General features: G+C 60.0%; 23 protein-coding genes. 8 read left to right on the top strand and 15 right to left on the bottom strand.

Features of this window, described 5'->3' with window-relative positions; translation table 11 throughout:
* Positions 1-30: 30 nt before the first annotated feature.
* The 3 genes from D3878_RS00695 (at position 31) to D3878_RS00685 (ending at position 2,946) form a co-directional block, all read left to right on the top strand.
* Positions 31-426, top strand: coding sequence for an Mth938-like domain-containing protein (locus D3878_RS00695; protein ID WP_119783728.1), 396 nt, complete (start codon positions 31-33; stop codon positions 424-426).
* A 124-nt stretch (positions 427-550) separates the two neighbouring features.
* Positions 551-1,027, top strand: a complete 477-nt coding sequence (locus D3878_RS00690) for a peroxiredoxin (protein ID WP_119783727.1) — start codon at positions 551-553, stop codon at positions 1,025-1,027.
* A 191-nt stretch (positions 1,028-1,218) separates the two neighbouring features.
* Entirely contained in the window at positions 1,219-2,946 is a 1,728-nt protein-coding gene (locus tag D3878_RS00685; RefSeq protein WP_119783726.1) for a PhoH family protein, read from the top strand.
* 109 nt (positions 2,947-3,055) lie between these two features.
* Here the strand turns inward: D3878_RS00685 and D3878_RS00680 are convergent, their stop codons facing one another.
* From D3878_RS00680 to D3878_RS00655, 6 genes are all read right to left on the bottom strand, one after another.
* Entirely contained in the window at positions 3,056-4,066 is a 1,011-nt protein-coding gene (locus tag D3878_RS00680; protein ID WP_119783725.1) for an inorganic phosphate transporter, read from the bottom strand.
* Between the two features lie 13 nt (positions 4,067-4,079).
* On the bottom strand, positions 4,080-4,706 hold the full coding sequence (locus D3878_RS00675; RefSeq protein WP_119783724.1) for a DUF47 domain-containing protein: 627 nt from the start codon (positions 4,704-4,706) through the stop codon (positions 4,080-4,082).
* A 66-nt stretch (positions 4,707-4,772) separates the two neighbouring features.
* Positions 4,773-6,161: a replicative DNA helicase gene (locus D3878_RS00670; RefSeq protein ID WP_420799466.1), complete on the bottom strand. Its 1,389-nt coding sequence runs from the start codon at positions 6,159-6,161 to the stop codon at positions 4,773-4,775.
* Positions 6,162-6,371: 210 nt separating this feature from the next.
* Entirely contained in the window at positions 6,372-7,535 is a 1,164-nt protein-coding gene (locus D3878_RS00665; protein WP_158592137.1) for an E22 family MetX-like putative esterase, read from the bottom strand.
* A 50-nt stretch (positions 7,536-7,585) separates the two neighbouring features.
* The gene (locus D3878_RS00660; protein WP_119783722.1) at positions 7,586-8,803 is read right to left on the bottom strand and encodes an ABC transporter substrate-binding protein; all 1,218 of its coding nucleotides are present in this window, start codon (positions 8,801-8,803) and stop codon (positions 7,586-7,588) included.
* 38 nt (positions 8,804-8,841) lie between these two features.
* Positions 8,842-10,485 carry an acyl-CoA synthetase gene (locus D3878_RS00655; RefSeq protein ID WP_119783721.1) on the bottom strand — a complete coding sequence of 548 codons (1,644 nt, stop codon included), beginning with the start codon at positions 10,483-10,485 and terminating at the stop codon, positions 8,842-8,844.
* A gap of 292 nt (positions 10,486-10,777) precedes the next feature.
* Here D3878_RS00655 and D3878_RS00650 point away from each other — a divergent pair, with 292 nt between their 5' ends.
* Positions 10,778-10,972 (top strand): hypothetical protein, encoded by a 195-nt coding sequence (locus tag D3878_RS00650; RefSeq protein ID WP_119783720.1) that lies wholly within the window; start codon positions 10,778-10,780, stop codon positions 10,970-10,972.
* A 38-nt stretch (positions 10,973-11,010) separates the two neighbouring features.
* Here D3878_RS00650 and D3878_RS00645 read toward each other — a convergent pair whose 3' ends face one another.
* The 6 genes from D3878_RS00645 to rpsF form a co-directional block, all read right to left on the bottom strand.
* Positions 11,011-11,643, bottom strand: a complete 633-nt coding sequence (locus tag D3878_RS00645) for a response regulator (RefSeq protein ID WP_119783719.1) — start codon at positions 11,641-11,643, stop codon at positions 11,011-11,013.
* Positions 11,640-13,136 (bottom strand): PAS domain-containing sensor histidine kinase, encoded by a 1,497-nt coding sequence (locus D3878_RS00640; RefSeq protein WP_147383847.1) that lies wholly within the window; start codon positions 13,134-13,136, stop codon positions 11,640-11,642. The genes D3878_RS00645 and D3878_RS00640 overlap by 4 nt, the downstream gene beginning before the upstream one ends.
* Positions 13,137-13,240: 104 nt before the next feature.
* A complete protein-coding gene (gene rplI, locus D3878_RS00635) occupies positions 13,241-13,693 on the bottom strand; it encodes a 50S ribosomal protein L9 (protein ID WP_119783717.1) in 453 nt (150 codons plus the stop codon).
* A 27-nt stretch (positions 13,694-13,720) separates the two neighbouring features.
* Positions 13,721-14,005, bottom strand: a complete 285-nt coding sequence (gene rpsR / locus D3878_RS00630) for a 30S ribosomal protein S18 (RefSeq protein ID WP_119783716.1) — start codon at positions 14,003-14,005, stop codon at positions 13,721-13,723.
* 102 nt (positions 14,006-14,107) lie between these two features.
* The gene (gene priB / locus D3878_RS00625; protein WP_119783715.1) at positions 14,108-14,407 is read right to left on the bottom strand and encodes a primosomal replication protein N; all 300 of its coding nucleotides are present in this window, start codon (positions 14,405-14,407) and stop codon (positions 14,108-14,110) included.
* A gap of 17 nt (positions 14,408-14,424) precedes the next feature.
* The gene (rpsF, locus tag D3878_RS00620) at positions 14,425-14,793 is read right to left on the bottom strand and encodes a 30S ribosomal protein S6 (protein WP_119783714.1); all 369 of its coding nucleotides are present in this window, start codon (positions 14,791-14,793) and stop codon (positions 14,425-14,427) included.
* 237 nt (positions 14,794-15,030) lie between these two features.
* Between rpsF and lexA the strand changes: the two genes are divergently transcribed.
* On the top strand, positions 15,031-15,693 hold the full coding sequence (gene lexA / locus D3878_RS00615) for a transcriptional repressor LexA (RefSeq protein WP_119783713.1): 663 nt from the start codon (positions 15,031-15,033) through the stop codon (positions 15,691-15,693).
* 177 nt (positions 15,694-15,870) lie between these two features.
* Here the strand turns inward: lexA and D3878_RS00610 are convergent, their stop codons facing one another.
* Positions 15,871-16,644: an RNA methyltransferase gene (locus tag D3878_RS00610; protein ID WP_119783712.1), complete on the bottom strand. Its 774-nt coding sequence runs from the start codon at positions 16,642-16,644 to the stop codon at positions 15,871-15,873.
* Between the two features lie 129 nt (positions 16,645-16,773).
* On the opposite strand from D3878_RS00610, the gene D3878_RS00605 reads away from it, so the two are divergent.
* The gene (locus tag D3878_RS00605; RefSeq protein WP_119783711.1) at positions 16,774-17,568 is read left to right on the top strand and encodes an inositol monophosphatase family protein; all 795 of its coding nucleotides are present in this window, start codon (positions 16,774-16,776) and stop codon (positions 17,566-17,568) included.
* 50 nt (positions 17,569-17,618) lie between these two features.
* On the opposite strand, the gene D3878_RS00600 is transcribed toward D3878_RS00605, so the two are convergent.
* Positions 17,619-17,945, bottom strand: coding sequence for a hypothetical protein (locus tag D3878_RS00600; protein ID WP_119783710.1), 327 nt, complete (start codon positions 17,943-17,945; stop codon positions 17,619-17,621).
* Positions 17,946-18,265: 320 nt separating this feature from the next.
* Between D3878_RS00600 and D3878_RS00595 the strand changes: the two genes are divergently transcribed.
* Positions 18,266-18,541 carry a FeoA family protein gene (locus D3878_RS00595; RefSeq protein ID WP_119783709.1) on the top strand — a complete coding sequence of 92 codons (276 nt, stop codon included), beginning with the start codon at positions 18,266-18,268 and terminating at the stop codon, positions 18,539-18,541.
* Positions 18,538-20,436, top strand: a complete 1,899-nt coding sequence (gene feoB / locus D3878_RS00590) for a ferrous iron transporter B (protein ID WP_119783708.1) — start codon at positions 18,538-18,540, stop codon at positions 20,434-20,436. The genes D3878_RS00595 and feoB overlap by 4 nt, the downstream gene beginning before the upstream one ends.
* Positions 20,437-20,563: 127 nt before the next feature.
* Here the strand turns inward: feoB and D3878_RS00585 are convergent, their stop codons facing one another.
* The gene (locus D3878_RS00585; RefSeq protein WP_119783707.1) at positions 20,564-21,247 is read right to left on the bottom strand and encodes a PepSY-associated TM helix domain-containing protein; all 684 of its coding nucleotides are present in this window, start codon (positions 21,245-21,247) and stop codon (positions 20,564-20,566) included.
* Positions 21,248-21,257 lie beyond the last annotated feature (10 nt).

Here is a 21,257-nt window from a genome sequence, read left to right as displayed (position 1 = left end):
CGGCGTGCGAAGACGCGGTAAAATAATGGCATGAAACTCCATTCCACCGACACCCGCCAATACCAGACCATCACCGCCTATGATGACAGCGGCGTGGAAATCAATGCCACGTATTTCCGCCACAGCCTGGTCGTGATGCCCGAAACCACGCCACAAGCCTGGCCTGTGACATCTTTCGAGGCGCTCGCCACCGATCATTTCGAAATAATTAACGCGGCCGCCCCGGATGTCGTGATCCTCGGCACCGGCCGCCGCCAGCGCTTCGTCCATCCCCGCTTGACCGCCGCCCTGACCGGGCGCCGGGTTGGCGTGGAATCGATGGATAACCAGGCGGCATGTCGTACCTACAATATCCTGATGGCGGAAGGCCGTCGGGTGGCGTTGGCCCTGATTTTCGAGGATGCGCCGGATGCCAGCCAGGCTTGAGTGCCGATTTTTCAATTGAAAGACTTGAAACGCGGAAATCCGACCCCATTTTTCTACGGATAAAAGCATTCCCTCGCCCTCACCCCCTTGTGGGCCACAGACGACCACCATCAGGAGATCCCCCGTGGCAGAAAGCCTATCCGCACTCAATCTGACCGTCCCCGAGTTTTCCGCGCCGATGACCGGCGAACAGACATTTACCCTGGCCGATTACCGCGGCAAGACGCTGGTGCTGTTTTTCTACCCAAAAGACAACACCCCCGGCTGCACCACCGAAAGCATGCGCTTTCGCGACCTGTACCCGGAATTCCAGGCTGCCAATACGGAAATTTTCGGCCTCAGCCGCGACAGCCTGCGCTCCCATGAAAACTTCAAGGGCAAGCTGGAAATGCCGTTCGACCTGATTTCCGATGCGGATGAAGCGGTTTGCGGCCAGTTTAACGTCATGAAACAGAAAATGATGTATGGCAAACAGGTCCGCGGCATCGAGCGCAGTACATTTGTGATTGACGGCGCCGGCAAATTGGTGAAAGAATGGCGTGGAGTGAAAGTCCCCGGACACGTTGACGAAGTGCTGGAATATGTCAAGACGCTTGCCTGATCCGTATGCTGATTCGCTAAGTCTTTGAAACCAAAAAATCTTACTTACAGAAAGCCGTTCCTGGAGCTGGCACATGCCCTCCAAAACGGCTTTTTTTATTTCATCTTCTGCACTATCCGCTGTTCTTCCGCATGGCTTGCGCCACGCCATTCCCGAAGTGGTCATTTTCCAACGTTTAAAGTGAGGTCTTGATGCCCCTGCCAAAATTGCCGGCCAAACCCGCAAGCCTGCTCTCCCCGAAAGACTATCCGAAACTGGAAAAAGGCAAACCCGCCAAGCCCCTGACCCTGGCAGCCGTGCCACAGGCAAAAGCGCCGCAGGCAAAAGCTGCACCGTTAAAAGCTGCGCTGGTCCAGGCAGCGCCAGCACCGGCACCGGCAACACCGCCCGCAGTAAGCCCGAGCGCTCGCGGCAAGATAACGCCGCCGGCAGAAAAGCCTCGCGCCGTAACGCAACAGAAGTCCGTCGATACCCGCATCAAATCGGCTGCCAGCCGCGTCGGCGACAAGCTGGGCGTGACCAAGCTGTTCGTACTCGACACCAACGTCCTGATGCACGACCCGACCGCGCTGTTCCGCTTCGAGGAGCATGACGTCTACCTGCCGATGGTCACCCTGGAAGAGCTCGACAACCACAAGAAAGGCATGTCGGAAGTCGCCCGCAATGCGCGCCAGGTATCGCGCTACCTGGATGGCCTGGTCAGCGGCACCAGCGAGCACGAAATCGAGAACGGCATTCCGCTCGCCAAGCTGGGCAACAAGGATGCCAAAGGCTGCCTGTTCTTCCAGACCAAGCTGCAGGGCGGCGAATTGCCGGAAGGCCTACCAATCGGCAAGGGCGACAACCAGATCCTCGCGGTGATCCGTGCCCTCGAAGTTGAATACCCGGGCCGTCCGATCGTGCTGGTGTCGAAAGACATCAACATGCGCATCAAGGCGCGCGCATTGGGCTTGCCGGCAGAAGAGTACTTCAACGACCATGTGCTGGAAGACACCGACCTGCTGTATTCCGGCGTCATGCAATTGCAGGACGACTTCTGGAACAAGCATGGCAAGGGCATGGAATCCTGGCAGGAAAACAAGCAGGGCGCCAGCGCCACGTTCTACCGCCTGACCGGGCCGCAGGTGCCGTCCATGCTGGTCAACCAGCTCGTCTATCTCGAACCGAAGAATGGCGAAGCATCCTTCTACGGCCAGGTCCGGCAAATCAATGGCAAGACCGCGGTCATCCAGACCTTGCGCGACTACGGCCACACCAAGAACAATGTGTGGGGCATCACCGCGCGCAACCGCGAGCAGAATTTCGCCCTCAACATCCTGATGAACCCGGAGTGCGACTTTGTCACCCTGCTCGGCCAGGCCGGCACCGGCAAGACCCTGCTGGCGCTGGCGGCGGGCCTGGCGCAAGTACTGGAAACCAAGCTCTACAACGAGATCATCGTCACCCGCGTGACGGTGCCGGTGGGCGAAGACATCGGCTTCCTGCCCGGCACCGAGGAAGAAAAGATGTCGCCATGGATGGGCGCCTTCGACGACAACCTCGAAGTGCTCAACAAGTCGGATTCCGACGCCGGCGAATGGGGGCGCGCGGCCACGCAAGACCTGATCCGCTCGCGCATCAAGATCAAGTCGCTCAACTTCATGCGCGGACGCACCTTCGTCAACAAGTTCCTGATCATCGATGAAGCGCAGAACCTGACGCCCAAGCAGATGAAGACCCTGGTCACGCGGGCCGGTCCCGGCACCAAGATCGTTTGCCTGGGCAATATCGCGCAGATCGACACGCCCTACCTGACCGAGGGGTCGAGCGGCCTGACCTATGTGGTGGACCGCTTCAAGGGCTGGCAGCACGGCGGCCACATCACCCTGGCGCGCGGCGAACGCTCGCGCCTGGCTGATTACGCCAGCGACGTGCTGTAAATGTAAGGTAATGTAAGGCCCGCCCCGAGCGGGCACAAAAAAGCCTGCTCCGCGAACGTGGAGCAGGCTTTTTTTATGACGCTGGCTGGCTTGCGTAGCCTTCGCGGCGTTACAGGAACAAGGTGCCGACCCACCAGGCGATCGCTGCCATGAAGGCCGATGCCGGGATGGTGAAAATCCAGGCCCAGACGATGTTGCCGGCGACGCCCCAGCGCACCGCCGACGTCTTTTTGGCCGAGCCGACACCGACGATGGCGCCAGTGATCGTGTGGGTGGTGGACACCGGAATGCCCAGCGCAGTGGCCAGAAACAGCGTGATGGCGCCGCCGGTCTCGGCGCAGAAGCCGCCCACCGGTTTGAGCTTGGTGATCTTCTGCCCCATGGTCTTGACAATGCGCCAGCCGCCGAACAGCGTGCCAAGGCCGATGGCTGCGTAACAACTGACGATCACCCATAGCGGCGGCATGGGATCGTCGGCGGCAGTAACGCCGGCGGCGATCAGCAGCATCCAGATGATGCCCATGGTCTTTTGCGCATCATTGCCGCCATGCCCCAGGCTGTACATCGAGGCCGATACCAGTTGCAGGCGGCGGAACCATTTGTCCACCTTGCCCGGCGTGCTGCGCACGAACAGCCAGGACACCAGCACCATCATGAGTGTGCCGAACAAGAATCCCAGCAACGGCGACAGCACGATGAAGGCGATGATCTTGATCAGACCGGCCGACACCAGCGAGCCGGTGCCCGCCTTGGCCACGGCGGCACCCACCAGGCCGCCGATCAGGGCATGCGACGATGATGAAGGAATGCCGTAGTACCAGGTCAGCGCATTCCAGGCGATGGCCCCGACCAGCGCGCCGAAAATCACATAGTGGTCGACCACCGACGGATCGATGGTGCCCTTGCCGACCGTCGCCGCCACACTCAAATGGAACACGAAAATGGCGATGAAGTTGAAGAAGGCCGCCATCATGACGGCGTTCTGCGGCTTGAGCACGCCGGTCGAGACCACCGTGGCGATGGCATTCGCGGCATCGTGGAAGCCGTTCATGAAATCGAACAGCAGCGCCAGCAGGACCAGGAATCCCAGTACATAAATACTGATTTGGAGGGTTTGCATGAACTCGGAACCCTCAGGCGTTTTCGACGATGATGGCCTGGAGGATGTTGGCGACGTCTTCGCAACGGTCGGTGACCGTTTCGAGGATTTCGTAGATCGCCTTGTACTTGATCAGGTTGCGCACATCAGGCTCTTCGCGGAACAGCTTGGACATGGCCGCGCGGAAGACATGATCGGCATCGGCCTCGAGGCGATCGATCTCGGTGCAGATCTCGAGGATCTTGTGCGAATTTTCCATGTTGTGGAGCATGCCGACCGCCAGCTTGACTTTTTCCGTCGAGGCCAGGCACAGCTCGGCCAGTCGCTTGGCTTCCGGCGTGGTGTCCTTGATGTCATACAGCGACACGGTTTGCGCAGCGTCTTCCAGCAGATCGAGAATATCGTCCATGCGCACGATCAGGCTATGGATGTCATCGCGGTCGAGCGGCGTGATGAAGGTCTTGTGCAGCATCTCGATGGTGACATGGGTCACCTTGTCAGCCTGCTTTTCGATGCTTTCAATCGCGTGCACGCGGTTTTCAAGATCATCGAAATTGGTCATCATCGCCACCATCTCGGCGGCGCCTTTGACGCAAAGCTCCGCGTGCTGGTTGAAATAATCAAAGAATTTGCCTTCAGTGGGCATCAATCGTCCGAACATGCTTACTCTCTCTTCCGAAATAACTGCTTTGTAAATTATTGGTTAATTATTATTCTTTGTTTTTTATTATTCGTTGTCCATGAACGCCGAGCCGCCGCCGGCGTAATTGTCGAACTTGGTGTACTGGCCGAGGAAGGTCAGGCGCACCGTGCCGATCGGGCCGTTACGCTGCTTGCCGATGATGATCTCGGCGGCATCCTGGTCGGGCGTGTCCGGGTTGTAGACCTTGTCGCGATAGACGAACAGGATCACGTCGGCATCCTGTTCGATGGCGCCCGATTCGCGCAGATCGGACATGATCGGACGCTTGTTGGGGCGCTGCTCCAGCGAGCGGTTCAGCTGCGACAGTGCGATCACCGGGCAATTCAGCTCCTTGGCCAGGCCTTTCAGGCTGCGCGAGATTTCCGAGATTTCGGTGGCGCGGTTCTCGCCCTGGGAATTGCCTGACATCAGCTGTATGTAGTCGATGATGATCAGGCCGAGCTTGCCGCACTGGCGCGACAGGCGGCGCGCGCGCGCGCGCAACTCGATCGGATTCAGGGCCGGGGTCTCGTCGATGAAGATCTGCGCATCGTTCAGCTTCTGGATGGCATGCGTCAGGCGCGGCCAGTCCTCGTCGATCAGGCGGCCGGTGCGCAGGCGGTGCTGGTCCAGCTTGCCGACCGACCCAAGCATACGCATGGCCAGCTGGGCGCCGCCCATTTCCATCGAAAAGATCGCCACCGGCAAACCGCTTTCGATGGCGACGTTCTCGCCGATATTCACCGAAAATGCCGTCTTGCCCATCGACGGACGGCCGGCGACGATGATCAGATCGCCCGGCTGCAGGCCGGAAGTCATCTTGTCGAGATCAATCAGGCCGGTCGGCACGCCGGTGACGTCGCTGGTATTGTCGCGGTTGTACAGTTCGTCAATGCGCTCCACCACCTGGGTCAGCAGCGGCTGGATTTCCAGAAAGCCCTGGGCACCGCGCGCGCCATCTTCTGCAATAGCGAAGATCTTGGACTCGGCCTCGTCCAGCATCTGCTTGACTTCCTTGCCTTGCGGGTTGAAAGCACTGCTGGCGATCTCGTCGGACACGGTAATCAGCTTGCGCAGCACGCCGCGGTCGCGAACGATCTCGGAATAGCGGCGGATGTTCGCCGCCGAAGGCGTATTTTGCGCCAGCGCGTTCAGGTACGACAGACCACCGACTTCCTCGGCCTTGCCGGTGACGCTCAGCGCTTCATAGACAGTGATGACGTCGGCAGGCCTGGAGGCGGCGATCAGCTTGATAATATGCTGGTAGATGACGCGGTGGTCGTAGCGGTAAAAATCTTCGGCGCTGACGAGGTCGGCGATGCGGTCATAGGCTGCGTTATCAAGCAGCAAACCACCTAAAACAGATTGCTCCGCCTCGATCGAATGGGGCGGGACACGAAGGGCTTCTAATTGCGGATCAGCACGGTTATTCATGGCGCGCATTATACCGCGCTCGCCTGTCGCCACGATCCGCAGGCCCAACGAAAAATGACACCCATGTGACAGAATTATTTCAAAGACAACTTATTGGCAGGGGCGTTCCCGCAAAAGCGTGCAAGAATCCTGTCGCGACGCAAACAATTGCGATTGCAATAATTTTCCATCCGCCCTGGCGACCGCTGACGACGTCCTTGCGGCACGTGCTCATGTGTCGATGAAATGCCTCAATGCCGATCCGGCTTGCCCGATCGCCTGCAAGCCATCGAAATGACCGCCAACGCCTTGCAATTCGACGTAGTCCACCTGCTTGCCGCAAGCACGCAGCAGTTCTGCCGCCTTCCTTGCATAATCCGGCAACATCAGCAAATCGGATACCGCTGGCATCAGCAAGACCTTGCCCTTGATGCCGCGTGCCGCATCCTGCAACGTGCCCTGGTGAGCGATCGAAAACAGCTGGCATGCCTTGGCCGTATACAACAGTGAATTGGCATCCAGCATATCCGCGCGCATCAGCCCAACCTGCTCGAGTGTTGTCTCGATCAGAAATCGGCCGCCAAAATCCCGCAGCATGTCGTCGGCTGCCAACGCCGGCTTGCGGCCGCAGGCGGCATTGGCCCAGCCGGGATGCAGGCCATTCAGCATAATGTTCTTCAAGGTCGCGGCCAGTCCCTTGACCGGCGCCTGGGCACCGTAATAATCGCCCTGGTTCCAGTCGGGATCGAGCATGATCGGCGCCATCCAGATATTCAGGGTGGCGACCAGGTAGGGATCGGCCTCCAACCCGGCGGGGATGACGGCGGCGACGCGCTCCACCATGTCGGGAAACGCGACCGCCCATTCGATTGCCTGCATCGATCCCATCGAAGGGCCGGCCACTGCATGCAGTTTGCGGATCCCGAGCGCATCGACCAGGGCCTTTTGCACATTGACAAAATCGCGAATGGTCACGATCGGAAAGCGCATGCCGTAAGGCTTGCCGGTGTCGGGATCAATGCTGGCGGGCCCGGTCGTGACCGCGTTCCTGTCGCCGGCATTGACATTGGCCAGCGTGTCGGCGCTGACCACGAAATAGCGGTCGGTGTCGATCGCCTTGCCCGGCCCGATGATCGCATCCCAGTAACCGGTCTCCGTATCAGTGGTCGCATAGCGGCCGGCCGCATGGGATGTCCCGGAAAAGTAGTGGGCGATCAGGATGGCGTTGTCGCCGCGGGCATTCAGCGTGCCATAGGTTTCATAGCCGATGCGCACGTCCCGGATGGTTTTGCCGCCGATGGTGGTATAGGACGGCATCGTAAACACCTGCTTTTCCACCAGCCCCACACCGTCCTGCGCCTGCAGAACTTCGAAGATATTGTCTTTTCCGCCCATGCATTCTCCCTGTCGACGATGGCGGCCGGTACTGCGCCCGGCCTGCCTGATTATTTTTTCAGCAGCGGGCATTCGCTCTTGCCCAGCGGCGCGAAGGCCTCATCAGCGGGGATCACGCGGCGAACGTTGTAGTAATCCCAGGGATACTTCGATTCGGCCGGCGCCTTCACCTGCATCAGGTACATGTCATGCACCATGCGGCCATCGGCGCGCAGCTTGCCGTTCTTCGCGAAAAAGTCCTTCACCGGCAGTTCGCGCATCTTGGCCATCACTGCCGGCGCCTCGTCGGTCCCCGCTGCCTTGATCGCCTTGAAGTAATGCATCATCGATGAATACACGCCCGCCTGCACCATGGTCGGCATTTTCTTGTGGCGCAGGAAGAAGCGCTTGGACCACGCCCGTGTCTCGTCATCCAGGTCCCAGTAGAACCCTTCGGTCAGGTACAGCCCCTGCGCCATATCCAGCCCGAGGCTGTGCACATCGGTGACAAACATCAGCAGGGAAGCCAGTTTCTGCTTCTTGTTGATGCCGAATTCGCGCGCCTGCTTGATCGCATTGGTCAGGTCGGTGCCGGCATTGGCCAGGCCGATCGCCTTGGCGCCCGAGCTTTGCGCCGAGATCAGGAAGGAAGAAAAGTCGGACGCCGCCAGCGGATGCCGCACCGCGCCCAGCACCTTGCCGCCGCCCGCCTTGACGACGCTCGACACATCGCCTTCGAGCGCATGACCGAAGGCATAATCGGCGGTGACGAAGTACCAGGTATCGTTGCCTTCCTTGACCATCGCATTGCCGGTGCCGTTGGCCAGTGCGAACGTGTCATACACCCAGTGCACGCCAGTCGGCGAACAGTTCTTGTTGGTCAGGGCGGCGCTGGCCGCGCCGGAATTCATGGTGATGCGGTTCTTGTCCTTCGCCACCTGCTGCACCGCCAGGCCGACCGACGAAGTGACCAGGTCGGCGATCATGTCGACCTTGTCGCTGTCGAACCATTCGCGCGCCTTGCTGGCCGCCACATCCGGCTTGTTCAAATGGTCGGTGTAGATCAGCTCGACCGGCTTGCCGAGCAGTTTGCCGCCGATGTCCTCGATCGCCATCCTGGCGGCCAGCACGCTGCCCTGCCCCGCCAGCGCCGAGTACGGCCCGGACATGTCGGTCATCACGCCGACCTTGACGACGCCGTCGGAAATCGCCTCGGCGGCGCCGGCCGTTTGCATGGCGAGCGCGCCAAGTGCGGCGCACAGCGCCGATGCCAGTGTTTTCATTTTCATGTCATGTCTCCTCGTTTAAGTAATGGAAGTGCGTGCTGTTATTTCTTCAGGTCTTTTGCGCGTTCACGCAGCAGGAATTTCTGCACCTTGCCGGTGGAAGTCTTCGGCAAGGCGCCGAACACCACCGCCTTGGGCGCCTTGAAGTGCGCGAGGTGTTGCCGGCAAAAGGCAATCAACTGCGCCTCGCTGGCGTCAGTGCCCGCCCGCAGCATCACGAAGGCGCACGGCGTCTCGCCCCATTTTTCATCGGGGCGCGCCACCACTGCCGCTTCCAGCACCGCCGGGTGCCGGTACAGCACATCCTCGACTTCGATCGTGGAAATATTCTCGCCGCCGGAAATCACGATATCCTTGGAGCGGTCCTTGATCTGCAGGTAACCGTTCGGATGCAGCACGCCCAGGTCGCCGGTGTGGAACCAGCCGCCGGCGAACGCTTCGGCGGTCGCCTCGGCGTTTTTCAGATAGCCCTTCATTACCGCGTTGCCGCGCATGAACACTTCGCCGATGGTCTGGCCATCCATCGGGCAAGGCGTCAGGGTATCGGGATTGGCCACCATCAGGTCTTCCTGGATGTGATAGCAGACGCCCTGCTGCGCCTTGATCTGCGCCCGCCCGACTGCCGGCAGCGCATCCCATTCGCGGTTCCAGGCGCAACTGACTGTCGGGCCGTACACTTCGGTCAGGCCATACACCTGGGTAACATTCATCCCCAGCGACTCCAGCCCCTCGATCACAGTCGGCGGCGGCGCAGCGCCGCCGGTGGTGCACTCGACGATACGGTCGGTCACCTGCACCTTGATGTCGTCCGGCGCGTTGATCATGGCGTTCAACACGATCGGTGCGCCGGAAAAATGGCTGACGCCATGGTCCCGGATTGCCGCAAAGATCGCCTTCGCCTCGACCCGGCGCAGGCAGACATGGGTGCCGGCGACCGCCGCAATCGTCCACGGAAAGCACCAGCCATTGCAATGAAACATCGGCAATGTCCACAGATACACCGGATGCGCCGCCATGTTCCAGGCCAGCACATTGCCGAGCGCATTCAGGTAGGCGCCGCGATGGTGGTACACCACCCCTTTCGGGTTGCCGGTGGTGCCGGAGGTATAGCTCAGGGTGATTGCCTGCCATTCGTCGGCCGGCAATTCCCAGGCGCATTGCGCATCGCCTGTGGCGAGCAGCGCTTCATAATCCATCTGTCCCAGCAATTCGCCGCCCTGGCATTCCGGGTCGTCGATATCGATGACAACCGGCTTGTGATCCAGCAGCGCCAGCGCCCTGGATATCACGGGAGAAAATTCGCGGTCAGTGATCAGCACCCTGGCTTCGCCATGGCGCAGCATGAAGGCCAGAGTCTCGGCATCCAGCCGCACGTTCAGCGTATTCAGCACGGCCCCGGTCATCGGCACGCCGAAATGCGCCTCCATCATCGCCGTGACGTTCGGCGCCATGATCGCCACCGTGTCGCCCTGGCCAACGCCGAGCTGCCGCAGCGCCGAAGCCAGTCGGCGGCAGCGCGCATAGGTCTGGCGCCAGGTAAAACGGCGCGCGCCGTCGATGACGGACGGATATTCCGGATAGACCTGCGCGGCGCGGCGCAGGAAGGACAATGGCGACAAGGCCACGTGATTGGCTGGATTGCGCTCCAGGCCGAGTTCGAACGGGTTGATGTCTTCGCGCTGCATGGCGGTCTCCTTGGTATTGTCATGGCACCTGGACTGGTGCGGATGAACGGCAGAATACGGGAGACCGGTTCGGGAAAATATCGGAACTGTCTAAAGATCCTGTAGGAAGGCCGCAGCAGGATTTGCAGGATTTTTCCTACACAACAGGCGTTCGATGGCGGCAAGCTATCGGAATTCACCTAGATGTCACAAAACATTCATGGTGAGGTAACAATTTCGACCTACCATGTAAAGATCACGTTACATCCTGACGGGTGAACGCTTCATCATTTACTTCAATTCTGGGCAAGCAATGGACTCCGGCATCATCATCGTTCGCGAAGACTGTAATTATCGCGTACTGTATGGGCACCTGCGCCTGGCGGGTGCCTTGAGCAGTGCGGATGAAGTCTGCATCGACGTCAAGGGCGAAGGCAAGATCAAGATACTGAAAACCCGCGGCGGCCTGTTCGTCAAAGGAAAAAACCACAGGCTTCCGGTGCTTTGAAGTATCTTCGCACTGGGCACAAGCCTGCCCTGCGGTTCTCAGTCGCTCAAACCCTGCTGGATTGCATAATGGATCAATTCGGCATTGTTCTCCATATGCATTTTCTCCAGCACACGGCTGCGGTAGGTGCTGACCGTCTTGACGGAAATCGCCATCGCCTCGGCGATCTCCGTCAATGACTTGCCCTGGATGATTTGCTCAAAAATCTGGTGCTCGCGGGCGGACAAGGCGTGATGTTTCGGCGCATCGCGTTCGCCATCGAGTTCGAACAGCAGTTTTTCCAGCAGGGAGGGGGTCGCATAACGGCCGCCCTTGACCACCTTGTGGATCGCCGCGATCAATTCGTCCGATTCGCAATCCTTGGTGAGATAGCCAGCCGCGCCCGCCTTCAGCGCACGCACAGCATACTGCTCTTCCGGGTACATCGACAGGATCAGGATCGGCAGCCGAGGCTTTTCCTGTTTCATCTGCCGCACGATATCCAGCCCGCTCTTGTTGGGCATGTTGATATCCAGCAGTACCACATCCCAGTCCTGCTGGCGCAGCTTGGCCATCGCATCGAAGCCGTCGCAAGCCTCGCCGGCGACCTCGATATCCGGACTTTCCTCGATCAGCCGCTTGACCCCGGCGCGGAAAATCTTGTGGTCGTCAGCAATCAGCACCTTGATCATTGCCCTTCCCCTCTTTGCCTTTCCGCCGTTGCCGGCAACGGATAACGCAACAGCACGCGCGTGCCGCCGCCAGGCGCACCGGAAATCTCCAGATTGGCGCCGAATTGCCGCGCCCGTTCTGCCATGCCGGTCAAGCCGTACGACTTGCGGTTGCTGACCGCTTGCAGGTCAATGCCCTTGCCATTGTCTTGCACCGTTACCAGCAACACGCCATCAACCTGGCCGGCATCGATCTCGACCCGGGTAGCTTCTGCATGACGGGCGATATTGGTCAGTGCTTCCTGGAATATCCGGAAAATGGCAATGGCCGCCGCCTCTTCAATTTCCACCGGCGCCGCCCGCAGCGTGAGCTTGCAGTCGATGCCCATGCGCTCGCGGAATCGACCGGTTTCCCATTCGATAGCATCCAGCAAGCCGAGATTGTCGAGCACGCCCGGACGCAACTCGGCCGATATCTTGCGCACCGTGTCGATGGCGTCGCGCACCAGTTCCATCATGGTATCGGCGCGCGCGGCCAGCCTGGCCTCGGTAGTGTGCTTCTTCAGCCAGCCGATATCCATCTTCAGCGCTGTCAAGGTGCCGCCCAGCACGTCATGCAGCTCGCGTGCGATCTTGCCGCGCTGCTCTTCCCGCACCGTCAGCAGATGCTGCGACAGCTCGCGCAGGCGCGCCTGCGAGCGCTCGATTTGTTCCTCGCGCAGCCGGGCTTCGGTAACATCGAGCCCCACGCCGATCACCGCCGGCCGGCCCCGATACTGGAAACGCGTGCCCTGCACCTCGATGTCAACCAGGCGGCCATCCTTGTGCAAACCCTTGAAGGGATAGAAGATGCTGGTGATTTCGCCGGAAATGCGCCTGTCGAGGTTGCCCACGACAGTAGCGCGGTCTTGCGGCGCAATAAAGTCGGCCACCAGCCTCGGCGCCATTTCCTGCTGCGTATAGCCGAACATCGCGGCCCATCGCGGATTTACGTACTGAAACATGCCATCCTGGATGATGTACAGGCCAACCAGGGATTGTTCGACCAGGCCACGAAAGGGGATTTCCGGCGCCGTGCAGTCGTCAATGTCGTCATAGACGCCGACCATGCCGATGATGTTGTTGGTGATGTCGCGCAGCGGCGAAGTCGACAGGCTGACCCGCACCTCATGGCCAGCCTTGGTCATGCGTTCGAGCTCGATGTCGCGCACAGAATCGCCGGCGACCGCACGCCGGTACAGTTCATGGCTGCTCTGTTCGCTTGCCGCCGGCACGTGCGGCAGCGGCTTACCGATCACTTCCTCTTCGCGCCAGCCAAAAATGCGCTCGGCGGCATGGTTCCACAGCTGGACGCGGCGCTGCAGGTCGAGGGCGACGAAGGCCACCGGCGCATCGCGCACCAGTGACCTGAGCATATCGTTTTCCTCGCGCAGACGCTGCAGTTCGGCTTGCACTTCGGATGGCGGCGAATTGGTCGGCGGCGGCATGGCGAACAAGGAAATTGGCAGATGCAATCAAGATAACCAAAAGCCGCCGCGCCGTCCATGCCGGCGTTGTACGGGCGTAAAAAAAGCCGGGCGAACCCGGCTTCCTGCTTCAGACCAGCTGAACTGCGCGATCAGGCGTGCTCACCAATCACGGCAACCGTGATATCGACGACGACGTCGGTATGCAGGGCCACTGCAACAGCGTGCTCGCCAGCGATTTTCAGCGGACCTTGCGGCAGGCGGACTTGCGACTTCTCGACCGCGAAACCTTGCTTGGTCAGGGCTTCAGCGATGTCGTGGTTGGTGACGGAACCGAACAGACGGCCATCAACACCGGACTTTTGCGAAACCTGGATGGTCTGGCCGTTCAGCTTCTCGCCCTGGGCTTGCGCTGCTGCCAGTTTTTCGGCGGCGACTTTTTCCAGTTCGGCGCGCTTGGCTTCGAATTCGGCGATCGCGGTCTGGGTGGCGCGACGGGCCTTGCGTTGCGGGATCAGGAAGTTACGGGCGTAACCATCCTTGACCTTGACGACTTCACCGAGGTTGCCGAGATTGACGACTTTTTCCAACAGAATGACTTGCATGTTTTTCTCCTAGTTCTCGGTCGTCGATTACGCGTTGTGCAGATCGGTGTACGGCAGCAAGGCGAGGTAGCGCGCGCGCTTGATGGCGGTATCCACCTGGCGCTGGTAGTGTGCCTTGGTGCCGGTCAGGCGTGCCGGCATGATCTTGCCGTTTTCCTGGACGAAGTCCTTCAGGGTGTCGACGTCCTTGTAATCCACCTGTTCAACGTGTGCTGCGGTGAAGCGGCAGAATTTCTTGCGCTTGAACAGCGGGTTTTGCTGCTTGCGTTTTTCCTTGAGCTTGTTCTTGTCGAATTTTTTACCGAATGCCATTTTTGGCTCCTAAATCTGTATTTGTCATGTTGGGAAAGAGTACCGCTTTCACCTTAATCAGTTGAGGACAGAGTACCACTTCGTTTAACTCTGTCCCCAATCTCAAGGATTCTTTCCCGCAATAATTTCAATAATATGAAACACGAGGCTTTTACTGTTGCGGTTCTTGCGAGCCAGGAAGCCGTTGAACTGGTAACTTGTACCCAATTCCGCCTGGCTGAATCGCCCCGAAATCTCGCCCGCGGCAAGCGCGGCAATTTCGAATTCGACCAGCCTTTCCACTCCTGCTTCCACCTGCTTCGATGTGTGCAGCAATCTGCCATTCACAATCGGGATGCCTGCCGGTGTGTAGCGCAAGACGTCGCGCTCGGCAATGCAGGCCTGCAGTTCGAACCGGTTCACGCCCCTTGTTTCGTCAATTATGCGGCAGGCGCTTCGCTGCGATGGCTCTTGGCGGCGTCTTCCTTCTGCACAGCCTTCATCATCGGCGACGGCGTGGTTTCAGCCTTCTTCAGACGAACGGTCAGGTGACGCAGCACAGCATCGTTGAATTTGAAGCCGGTTTCGATTTCAGCCAGGGTCTCGGCGTCGCACTCGATGTTCAGGCAGACGTAGTGCGCCTTGGCCAGTTTGTCGATCTGGTAAGCCATCTGACGGCGGCCCCAGTCTTCCACGCGGTGGATCTGGCCGCCGCGGGTGGTGACGATGGCTTTGTAGCGCTCGATCATTGCGGGCACTTGCTCGCTTTGATCCGGATGCACGATAAATACGATTTCATAATGACGCATGTAATCTCCTTTTGGACAGATTAAGAAATTGCCCACCCCGGCGTCAAGACGAGTGTGGGAAGAGGAAAACCCAAGATTTTGCCTTGTATTTCAATAAAACTCAAGGCTTTCAAACGCTTACCGCTATTTCACGGCAGAATCTTCGGGAAATAGCGCTTGCAATCACATCAATACTGTATAAAATTACAGACTGTTTATCCAGACAGCGTAACGCTGCCTCTTACTCACGGATCGCCCATGCTGAAACTTACCGCCCGCCAGGAACAAATCCTCAATCTGATCCGCGAAGCCATTGAAAATACGGGCTTTCCGCCAACCCGCGCTGAAATCGCCGCCGAACTGGGTTTTCGTTCGGCCAACGCCGCCGAAGAACACCTGCAGGCGCTGGCGCGCAAGGGCGCCATCGAACTCTCGCCCGGCACCTCACGCGGCATTCGCCTGATTGAAAGCACGACGGGCGCGCCGGGCCGCGGGCGCAATACGCAAATGGCGCTGCCGCACCCGGCGCTGATGCAACTCGCCCTGCCACTGGTGGGACGCGTGGCAGCGGGCTCGCCGATCCTGGCACAGGAACACATCGAAAGCACCTATAACGTCGATCCCGCACTGTTTTCCGCCAAGCCGGATTTCCTGCTGAAGGTGCGCGGCATGTCAATGCGCGATGCCGGCATTCTCGATGGTGATCTGCTGGCCGTGAAAAAAACCGATACTGCCCGCAATGGCCAGATCATCGTGGCCCGCCTGGGCGACGATGTGACGGTCAAGCGCTACCAGAAGTCGGGGTCCGTGATCGAACTATTGCCGGAAAACCCGGATTTCAAACCGATCCGGGTCAATCCGGACCAGGAGGATTTTGCCCTGGAAGGCCTGGCGGTCGGCTTGCTGCGCAGCTGGAATTGATATCCCGGCCAGCCAGGAACTATTGATTAAATTCAACTGTCCAAGGTGTATTGATCGAGGATCGTTTTCAGTGCCGTTCCGGTGATGCAAGCATTTCGCGCTTCCCCTCTCACTTAACGCGGGGTGTTTGCGGGCGCTTCGGGCGTCCAAACCGGAACGGCATATTTTTATTCCAGGTTATTTCTCTTTCCTGTCGGATTTTGCCATTGCCAGCATCTGGCGCGCCATGCCACGCAGAATATTGACTTCCTCCGTCTCCAGCGCGGTACGTGAAAACAGCCGCTTGATGCGCGGCATGAGCTTTTTCGGACTGTCCGGATTGAGGAAATCGATCGCCACCAGTGCCTGTTCCAGATGCGCATACATGCCTTCGACCTGCTCGACGCTGGCGGCCTCGCCCTTGAAGCCAATGCCGCTGTCACCCAGCTTGCCCGCGGTTGCGGCCATGCGGCCTTCATAGGCCAGCACCTGCACCGCCTGCGCCAGGTTCAGCGAGCTGTAATCCGGATTGGCAGGAATATTGATCAGGACATTACATTTTTCTACCGCCTCATTGGGCAAACCGAAGCGCTCGTTGCCGAACATGAGTGCCGCCTGCAAACCGGCGTCGCCCGCCAGTTGCTCGGCAAGCGTGCGCGGCGTCACCACCGGCGGCGAATATTCGCGCAGACGCGCACTCACCGCCGCAGCGAAATTGCAACCGGAAAGCGCCTCGTCGATCGAGCCGACGATGCGGGCGCCTTCCAGCACATCCTGGGCGCCGCTGGCGAACGCCACTGCTTCCTCGTCGCGCGCAGGTTCCGGGCAACGCGGATTGACCAGCACCAGTTCGGAAAAACCCATGGTTTTCATGGCGCGCGCCGCTGCGCCGATGTTGCCAGCTCGACTAGTTTCAACAAGGATAAAACGCAGGCGTTTGAAGAGGGTGGTGTCGGTTTGGGGCAGGTTCATTTAAAATAGCGCCATTACGCGGCAAGGGACAGACAACGCATCGTCCATTTGCCGCATCGCTCATTCTTTCAATTTACAAGGTTCCCTCATTGCGGTTTGCAAGGGAACCGCCATTCTAACGGAACCTGTATGCATCCCATGCTCAATACGGCGATCAAGGCCGCCCGCCGCGGCGCCGCAGTCATCAGCCGCGCCTCTTTCGACATCGATCGCATCAAAGTCACCGAAAAACAGCAAAACGATTTCGTTACCGAAGTCGACCGTGCCGCCGAGCAGGCGATCATCGAGGTGCTGCAAACCGCCTATCCGGATCACGCGATCCTGGCGGAAGAATCCGGCCCCTCGGCCAACCTGCACGATGAAAACGAGAATGTCTGGATCATCGATCCACTGGACGGCACCACCAACTTCATCCACGGCTTCCCGCAGTATTGCGTCTCGATCGCCCTGCAGCATCGCGGCCTGATCACCCAGGCCGTGGTGTACGATCCGGTCCGCAACGACTTGTTCACCGCGACCAAGGGCGCCGGCGCCTACCTGAATGAAAAACGCATCCGCGTGGGCAAGCGCGACAAGATCGCCGACGCCCTGATCGGTACGGGATTCCCCTATCGTGGCAACATGGAAGGACTGGAAGAGTACATCAACATGTTCCGCGTCATGTCGCAGAAATGCGCTGGCCTGCGCCGCCCGGGCGCCGCCGCGCTCGACCTGGCGTATGTCGCCTGCGGCTACCTCGACGGCTTTTTTGAAAAGGGCTTGCAGCCCTGGGACATCGCCGCAGGTTCGCTGCTGATCACCGAAGCCGGCGGCATCGTCGGCAATTTCAGCGGCGAATCCGAGTACATCTATCAGGGCGACGTGCTGGCCGGCTCGCCCAAGGTTTTCGGGCAACTGGTGTCATCGCTCTCGCCCTACGCCTGATCCCCTCTCATCGCCCCCTGCCGGCCGCCATCGCGGAAAACCCGGCAGGCTCAGGCGGCCCGCGCCGGCATCATGCGATTCAGGATGCCGCGTTTCTGCGGTTTCTGCGGCTTGGGCAATGCCCGCTCGACCACCCCGCTCCACTGCTCGGATAACTGACAGCAGGTTGCACGCAACACGGGGGCAAGCTCCGGCAAGTTTGCCAGGGCTTGCAAATGCCTTTCAATCACCGAGGCCAGTTTCAGACAAGCGCCATTTTCAGGCGGTTGCGCGGTGTAGTGGGACATCAGGTGCAGCACGGCCGCCACCAGTAATTCCGGCTGGCAGGGGGATGGATTCGAATCGAGCAGAATTTCGTTTTCTTGAACCAGGGCCATCGTATGCTCCTCGGGAAATGCACTGGCTGGCTTCGCGGAATCAGGCCGATTGCGGATAGCTGGCTGGCAGGGTGTTGATCAACCCGGTGCAGGCGGCCGCCGGGATTCACATCTTCGCAAAATCAAATGCGAATGATTCTCATTTGATTTTGCATCGATCCTGCGGGAATTGCAAGTGACTTTTTGATTTGCTCACTCTCGTGAAACGATTCAATGGCCATACAAACGATAATAAGTCTCATTTAATTTTGATGTTATGATAGAACTTTTAAAGCTGAGCTGATCGCAATATCGAAGCATATTGCAGGCAAGAATTGACTATGAAACAGACGGATATCATCTTGACGCTGGAACACATGCCGCTGCGTCAGTCATGTCTAGTACAAACGGTGCAGGCACCGGACCATGCGCCAGAATGGTTGCGCTGGCTGGAGGAAATCGGCTTCATTGCCGGTGAACAAGTGATGCTGATGGCGCGCGGCGTGCCGGGCAGCGATCCGCTGGTGGTACGGGTAGGCACGTCCACTTTTGCACTGCGCCGGGCCGAAGCGGCCTGTGTGCGCGTACTGGTAGCAAGCCAGGGAACGCCGCAATGAAAGAGGCGCTCATCCATTTCCATGCGGCCGGCCCCTTGCTGGCTTTGGTAGGCAACCCCAACTGCGGCAAGACCGCCCTCTTCAACCGCCTCACCGGCAGCCGCCAGAAAGTGGCCAACTATGCCGGCGTCACCGTCGAACGCAAGGAAGGCCGGCTGCAAACCCCGAGCGGCAAGACTTTGCGCGTCCTCGACCTGCCGGGCGCCTACAGCCTGCACCCCCGGTCCCCCGATGAACGCGTGACGTGCGACGTCCTGTACGGCCGCGCCATCGGCGAAAAACGGCCCGACCTGGTGGTGTGCGTGGTGGACGCCACCAATTTGCGACGCAACCTGCGCCTGGTGCTGGCAGTCAAGCGTCTGGGCCTGCCCTGCGTGGTCGCCCTGAACATGGCCGACCTGGCGCAAAAGTCCGGCATCCCGGTCGATGCCGATGCGCTGGCACGCGAACTCGGCGTGCCGGTGGTGGCCACCGTCGGTGTCGCAGCCGGCGGCGAGCAGGCCTTGCGCGCGCTGCTGGATGATGCGGAACTGTGGCAGCGCGGCACATCGGCAGCGGTACCGGCAGCTGCATCGGTGCAGGATGAATCGATCAGCACTGCCGGCGACCACGAAGAAGTGCGCCGGATCCTGCAGCGCCTCGGACTGGACCTGGTCATCCCCCACACTGCCAGCGACCGCATCGACCGTGTGGTGCTGCACCCGGTCGCCGGTCCCGTGCTGCTGGGACTGGTGCTGTTCTTGATCTTCCAGGCCGTGTTCGCCTGGGCCGAAGCGCCGATGGGCTGGATCGAGGAATTGACCGCATGGGCCGGCACCGCGGTCGGCGCGCTCTTGCCCGATGGCTGGATCAAAAGCTTGCTAGTGGATGGCGTGATCGCCGGTGCAGGCGGCGTGATCGTGTTCCTGCCGCAGATCGTGATCCTGTTTTTCTTCATCCTGCTGCTGGAGGAATCCGGCTACCTGCCGCGCGCCGCCTTCCTGCTCGATCGCCTGATGGGCAGCGTCGGCCTGTCGGGGCGCTCCTTCATCCCGCTCCTGTCAAGCTTCGCCTGCGCCATTCCCGGCATCATGGCGACCCGCTCCATCGCCAATCCGCGCGACCGCCTGGTGACCATCATGATCGCGCCGCTGATGACATGCTCCGCCCGGCTACCCGTGTATGCCTTGCTGATCAGCGCCTTCATCCCGCAGCGCCAGGTAGGGGGCGTGCTGGAATTACAGGGTCTGGTACTGTTCGGACTGTATGCTGCCGGCATTTTCGGCGCCCTTGCCGTGGCCTGGATACTGAAGCGTTTCACCAGTAGCGGCCGCATGGTGCGTCCGCTGATGATGGAGCTGCCCACCTACCACTGGCCAAGTCCGGCCAACATCCTCCTCGGCCTGTGGCAGCGGGTGAGCATCTTCATGAAGCGGGTCGGCGGCATCATCCTCGGGCTGACGATCCTGATGTGGTTCCTGGCCAGCTTTCCCACGCCGCCCGTCGGCGCCACCGGGCCGGCCATCGAATACAGCCTGGCCGGCATGCTCGGCGGTCTGCTGGCGGTGGTGTTCGAGCCGATCGGCTTCAACTGGCAGATCAGCATCGCCCTGGTGCCCGGCCTGGCTGCGCGCGAGGTGCTGGTCAGCTCGCTCGGTACCGTGTATGCCTTGTCGGCCACCGGCGACGCTGCCACCGCCGCCCTGACCGACGTGATAAGCCAGAGCTGGAGCATGGCGACAGCCTTGTCCCTGCTTGCCTGGTTCGTCTTCGCACCGCAATGCCTGTCCACCCTGGCCACGATCAAGCGCGAGACTGGCGGCTGGAAGATGCCCGTGATCATTGCCACGTACATGTTCGGCCTGGCTTACCTGGCGTCCTTCCTGACTTACCGGATTGCGCTCGCGCTGACGTAGGCAGATCGAAGAATGCGGCCCCAATGCGGCGGCCCGATAAAAAAACCCGGCGTAACAGCCATCGCCGTTACGCCGGGTTCGCATTTCAAATGCCCTGTCCGCGCCTGCGGGAAGTTTTGGTTCGTCGCTAAATCGACCACATGAACCAGAGGCCCGCGCACATGGCCCCGACACTGGTCAGCACGGCCAGCGTGCGTACCGTGTGCAGCTGGGTCCACAAGAGCAATCCCGTAATCGACAGCAGGATCAGCGAACCGGCAATCGTATCGGTCAGCAGCACCCAGAATGCGCTCACACCGGTTGACATGTGCAGACGCGTCAGGGTGCCGATGGGCGTGGCATCGATCTGATCCAGCTTCACAAATCGGTTGCCCACAAAGTATTCCGCGTTGATCGCCCCACCGGGCCGGTGCAGATTGACGGTCCAGCGCTCCGGCTGGGTGGTCTCGAGTTCGCCCCAGATCACTTTTTGCGCCGGCTGCGATTTCATCACGGGCGGCGCCACCGGCTTGAACTGCAATACCTGCTGCAGCCACGCCGACAATTGCGCCGGCGACGAAAACGCCGTCGCGGAAGGCAAGGCCATTTGCACGGTCCTCTGCACCGTTTTCTGGACGGGGATTTTCATGATCGCGCGGTGGTTGAGCAAAATGCCGGTCGCACCGAACAGCAGCCCGAACACCGCGCCCCACAAGCCCACGTACAAATGAATCTTGCGCAGCCAGGTCAGAAAGACCGCCCGGCTGCTGCGGGAGCGGCGCGCGGGGATCGATGCTACCTGTACCTCGGCCACGCCGTCTTGCATGTTCATCGCCGGACTC

It is taken from the genome of Noviherbaspirillum sedimenti (genome assembly GCF_003590835.1).
Taxonomy (GTDB): Bacteria; Pseudomonadota; Gammaproteobacteria; order Burkholderiales; family Burkholderiaceae_D; genus Paucimonas; species Paucimonas sedimenti.
This window is presented reverse-complemented; position numbering and strand designations above follow the sequence as displayed.